Source organism: Fructobacillus tropaeoli (assembly GCF_001047135.2).
In the GTDB taxonomy this organism is placed as follows: domain Bacteria; phylum Bacillota; class Bacilli; order Lactobacillales; family Lactobacillaceae; genus Fructobacillus; species Fructobacillus tropaeoli.
Window position 1 is genome coordinate 1 of the sequence record NZ_DF968105.1, and the last position, 2524, is coordinate 2524.

The following is a 2524-nucleotide window of genomic DNA, read 5'->3' on the forward strand; positions in this document are numbered from 1 at the left end:
AAAAGCAGGCCCCAATTGCTGGGAGCTGCTTTTTTTACTTGGGTTAAGGCACATTATGTTAAGTAGTGATTATTTTGTGGCATCTGTTGTTTTCATTGCCTTATCAACTTGTTCTGCAATCCGTTTAATGACGGGAACACAAACACTGTTTCCAGCCTGCTTGTACAAGCGTCCGTTACTTTGCTTAGGAAGATTGAAATCAGTAGGAAACCCTTGGACATTAAAACACTCTTTAGGTGTGAGCTTTCGAATTCGAGAGTCCATCGTAAGGATCAATGGAACGTTGTGTCCACCAGTGCCCATATTCGCGGTCAAAGTTGGTACAACATGACTTTTATTCTCACGAACGTACTTTCTCCGCCATTGATAAACACTGTCATGGCTCGTCATATTATCTTTAAGCTCTTTGTAAAAGACATTTTTTTCCGCAGAGTAGTAAAAGGCATCGTCCATGTCTTTTGACTGAAAATCAATTACATCATGAATACTTGTTGTGAGAGGAATTGACTTTGGAAATGAGAAGTTAGCATAATCTTCTGCATCACGAAAAGCAACGATATAGATACGCTCCCTGTTTTGTGGAATGTTTCCGAACTCTGATGCGTTCAAAACTTGGAACAAGTACTTGTACCCTAGTTTGTCCAACTCTGATTGTATTACTCGGAACGTGTTTCCATTGTCGTGTGACACCAAGTTCTTTACGTTTTCAAAGAAAGCAACACGAGGACGCTTAGCCTTGATAATACGAACTAATTCAAAAAATAGATTTCCCCGTCCTTGCTCATCATTGAATCCCTGTCGGTAACCAGCAATAGAAAATGCCTGGCAAGGGAAACCACCGAGCAAAACATCAAAGTCTGGAATTTCAGTGGATGGAACTGTCGTAAGGTCACGACGATCTACCTCAGTGTCAAAGTTTAATGAAAATGTATCAGCAGCGTAGTTGTCAAACTCGTTTGCATATATTGTTTTAAAATCTCCAGCCTCGGCAAACCCCCTATCAATTCCACCAACACCAGCAAAAAATGAAGCTATTTTGTTAACCATATGTATTCTCCTATGTTTGGTATTATACCAAAAAGGTGCGGCGCGCCGCAGTAGTTTGAGTGAATAAAAAAGGTAAAACAGCTCTCCTCCTTTACTTTATTTAATAACTTCGCAACGCCTGATATCAAAGATGAGTGTGGGTTCCATATTGTTAGCATCAACAAATAATTTTTGTAGACTAACGTGTGGTCTACGACCTGCGTCTTTTTGTTCTTGGATAGTCTGCGTTTTGTTAGCAGGATACTTACCAAAATCTTCTGAGTTTATCTTGAGGTCATACATATAAACTTTGTTTTCTTCAAGATTGAAACGTAAATACACCAAATCATCGAAGATTGTTTTTGGACCAAATGACGAGAGGTCCCCTTTAAAATTAGACGTTGCCTTGCATTCTACACGTGTCCCATCTTTAGCAGTTGCATCTCCAACGGCTGGACCACGGTTCCAACTAAGGTTAAGGCAGTAGCAAGCCATAGGCTCTGAGATAGCATCGGGCATGTTAATTCCACGGGAATTAGTGCTCTTGATATATGTGTTTAGGTCTTTCCACTTGAAGTAAGCATCGCAAACTTCATTGATACGGGCATCATCAATATTAATTAGACTGAAATTTTTGTATGTCATATTAAGATATGAGCTGTTTTACCTCCTCAACAATATAACATTATCTTGAACGTTAATAATCAAGGAAACAAAAAAGACCTAATAAGTTTTATCGGTCAATAAAATCATAAATCATTTTTCTTCCTTCTTTTTACTAAATGGCCACCATTTGCGTCCTTTATTTTCGTTCTTAGAAAATGGTTTTTTAGTGGTTTCTATCTCTAATTTGTGTTCTAGTTGCTCATTTTTCTTTTGTGTTAAAAGCTGCAGTTGTTGCGATTGATCGAGTAGTTGACTCAATTTTTCTATTTGTCGGTCTTTGCTAGCAATCTCCTTTTCTTTGCTAGCAAAGAGTCGGTCTCTTTGTCGCTTTAAATCTTCTATTTGCATCTTTAAATCAGCGTGTATAGATGTTTTTTCTTTGTCGGTTTTTTGTTGATTATTTGCTACCTCTTTGTCGGTTCTTTGTCGGTTTTTTGGTGGCAAATTCTTTGCTACCTTACTCCTTATTTCCCTTTCGGCTGTATGGTTCACAACGTTAAAACCCCGACTATCCTTTTGTCGGTTATTTGCTAGCAAATGCTGATAATGGTATTGAATTGTTTGTTTGCTAACTCCCAACTCGTCGGCTAATTCTTTAATTGTTTTGGACATAAAAAGTCTCTTATTTTCTTTTGTCGTTTGATTTTTATTGTTCTTCTGCATTTTATTATGCTATATTCTTATTAACAAATACATACGAAAAAGGCCATCAACTTCCCTGCAAGGAAGTTGATGGCCTGCACAGTAACTGTCGCACCAGTTGCCATGCATTTATTTCTATAAGTCTATTTTACCGACAGAGAAATAAATAATCAACCTTAAAAACAGGGAG

The 2524-nt window shown here is 37.8% G+C and carries 3 protein-coding genes; all 3 read right to left on the reverse strand.

Annotation, left to right across the window (positions count from 1 at the left end; all coding sequences use genetic code 11):
- Positions 1 to 69: 69 nt before the first annotated feature.
- Entirely contained in the window at positions 70 to 1047 is a 978-nt protein-coding gene (locus AOQ32_RS07960; protein ID WP_059394356.1) for a DNA cytosine methyltransferase, read from the reverse strand.
- Between the two features lie 96 nt (positions 1048 to 1143).
- Positions 1144 to 1671, reverse strand: coding sequence for a Bsp6I family type II restriction endonuclease (locus tag AOQ32_RS07965; protein WP_059394357.1), 528 nt, complete (start codon positions 1669 to 1671; stop codon positions 1144 to 1146).
- 111 nt (positions 1672 to 1782) lie between these two features.
- Positions 1783 to 2355, reverse strand: a complete 573-nt coding sequence (locus AOQ32_RS07970) for a DUF536 domain-containing protein (RefSeq protein WP_059394358.1) — start codon at positions 2353 to 2355, stop codon at positions 1783 to 1785.
- Positions 2356 to 2524: the final 169 nt, after the last annotated feature.

Coding starts and splice junctions, on each gene's coding strand:
- AOQ32_RS07960 (WP_059394356.1), bottom strand. CDS start 1,047: ATGGTTAACAAAATAGCTTCATTTTTTGCTGGTGTTGGTGGAATTGAT.
- AOQ32_RS07970 (WP_059394358.1), bottom strand. CDS start 2,355: ATGCAGAAGAACAATAAAAATCAAACGACAAAAGAAAATAAGAGACTT.
- AOQ32_RS07965 (WP_059394357.1), bottom strand. CDS start 1,671: ATGACATACAAAAATTTCAGTCTAATTAATATTGATGATGCCCGTATC.